This is a genomic window from Arthrobacter sp. P1_A5 (genome assembly GCF_056406825.1).
Genome location: NZ_JBFTZL010000319.1, coordinates 1 through 2,079, shown reverse-complemented (window position 1 = coordinate 2,079; position 2,079 = coordinate 1). Strand labels below are relative to the sequence as shown.

The 2,079-nt window shown below is 69.1% G+C and carries 3 protein-coding genes; all 3 read right to left on the bottom strand.

What is annotated here, in order from left to right:
* Window positions 1–634, bottom strand: a 634-nt coding sequence (locus tag AC1D1S_RS20860) for a lytic transglycosylase domain-containing protein (RefSeq protein ID WP_476995414.1), incomplete at its 3' end; no start/stop codon positions are given.
* 94 nt (window positions 635–728) lie between these two features.
* Window positions 729–1,031, bottom strand: a complete 303-nt coding sequence (locus tag AC1D1S_RS20855) for a DUF4193 domain-containing protein (RefSeq protein ID WP_028276296.1) — start codon at window positions 1,029–1,031, stop codon at window positions 729–731.
* Window positions 1,032–1,119: 88 nt separating this feature from the next.
* A partial coding sequence (locus AC1D1S_RS20850; RefSeq protein WP_476995413.1) for an NtaA/DmoA family FMN-dependent monooxygenase occupies window positions 1,120–2,079 on the bottom strand: 960 nt, incomplete at its 5' end.

The window sequence follows — 2,079 nt, the reverse complement described above, 5'->3', positions numbered from 1 at the left end:
GGTCACCGCCGTGGGCGCACAGGTACGAGGCGGCACTTAGCGCGGCGTCATCGATGTTGAACGGGTCGGCTGTTCCGTCGCCGTTCCCGTCCCGGCCTGCGAGCTGCCACGTGGAGGGAATGAACTGCATGGGTCCGACGGCGTGGTCCCACCGGGCGTCGCCGTCCAGGGCGCCGGCGTCCGAATCAGGGATCGCGGCGAAGCCGTCGCCATTGAGGCTCGGACCGACAATTGGCCCGCTCGCCTGGCCTGTGGCGGTCAGACTGCCGCCGCCGTACGTTCCGTGGCCGGATTCGACGAAGCCCACCGCTGCCACCGTATTCCAGCCGATCCCGCACGTCGGGGCCGATGTGTTGGCCGCACTGGCCGCGGCCACGTAGGCCTGGAGGGCCCGGGCGGGGATGCCGGTCTGCGCGGCGGCATGGGTGAGCCACTCGGCGTCCGCGCTCCGGGTGATGTTCACGGCGGAGGTGATGCCGGCGGACAGCGATTCGAGCTTCGCCTCTGCCCGCGGCGGCGCGGGCAGGGCCACGCGGGTCTCCGCCCCGGAGAACCGGAAGGCCCAAAACAAGAACCCGGTGATGACGAAAAATACGAACAGGCCGAGTACGGCAAGGCGTTTCAGACGGAGCATGGACTAAACGGGCCGGCCGGGGACGGTACTGACCCGCGTGTCCGGCGCGGCACGGAAAGCCGCGCCGGCGCCGGACACGCGGGAGGCCAGGGCCCTAGCCAACGCACTCGACGCAGTAAGCGTGGCCGTTCTTTTCGCGTGCAACCTGGGACCGGTGCCGGACCAGGAAGCAGGAGTAGCAGGTGAATTCGTCCTGCGCCTGCGGGATGACCTGCACGACGAGTTCCTCGGCGACAATTTCCCCGCCCGGGCTGATCGCATCGTCAAAAGCGTCGGCTTCATCCAGTTCTCGGACAACGCTGCGGGCATCCGGGGCGTTGGCAGATTGCAGCGCCTGCAGGGAATTATCCTGCGACTCCTTGACGTCGGATCGGACTTCGTCGTAATCGGTTGCCACGGGGGTGACTCTCATTCCTGTGTTTAGTTCTGACGGGAAGCCAACGTACACCATTGCGCGCGCCGCCGCCTCATGTGAACCAAGTCCTTCAGGCCGAACGGAGTCCCGCGACCGCGTCGGCCGGCACCGGCGCGGGGTCCTGGGACCCCGCCGGGTCCGGGCCCGCCGGACTCCTGCGGGCAGCCGAGACGAAGGTGTTGGCCGGCCGGGGCAGCCCGTAGTGTTCCCGGAGCGTCCGTCCACTGTATGCGCGCCGGAAGAGTCCGCGGTCCCGCAGGATCGGGATGACGTGGTCCACGAAGGCGTCCAGGCCGGACGGAAGCACGGGGGGCATGATGTTGAAGCCGTCCGCCGCCCCGGCCACAAACCATTCCTCGATCGCGTCGGCCACCTGCTCAGGGGTGCCAGAGAAAGTACGGTGGCCGCGGCCGCCRCCGAGCCTGCCGATGAGCTGGCGCACGGTCAGCCGTTCCCGCCGGGCGAGGTCCACGATCAGCGTGTACCTGCTCTTGGCCCCTTCGATCTCGTCCTCGGAGCGCAGGTCGTCCGGCAGCTCGGCGTCGAGGGCCAGGGATGCTGCGGGGACCCGCAGCACCCCGGCGAGCTGCCTTTTGGCGTGCTCCGGGTGGATCAGCTCGTCGAGGTCTTGCTCCAGCCGCCGCGCCTCGGCCTCGGTGGAGCCGATGACGGGAACGATGCCCGGGAGCACCTTGATCGTTCCCGGGTCACGGCCGGCGGCGGCGGTTCGCCGTTTCAGGTCGGCATAGAAGCGCTGTGCGTCGGGCAGCGTCTGCTGGGCTGTGAACACCGCTTCGGCGTAGCGGGCGGCGAAGTCCTTGCCGTCCTCCGAGGAGCCGGCCTGGACAATCACCGGGTGGCCCTGGACGGAGCGTGGCACGTCCAGCGGCCCCTGGACGCTGAAGAACGTGCCGGCGTGGTTGACCGGGTGGACCCTGGTGTTGTCTCCCCAGGTCCCGGCTTCCTTGTCGCCGAGGGCGGCGTCGTCCTCCCAGCTGTCCCAAAGCTTGCGGGCCACGTCGAGGAATTC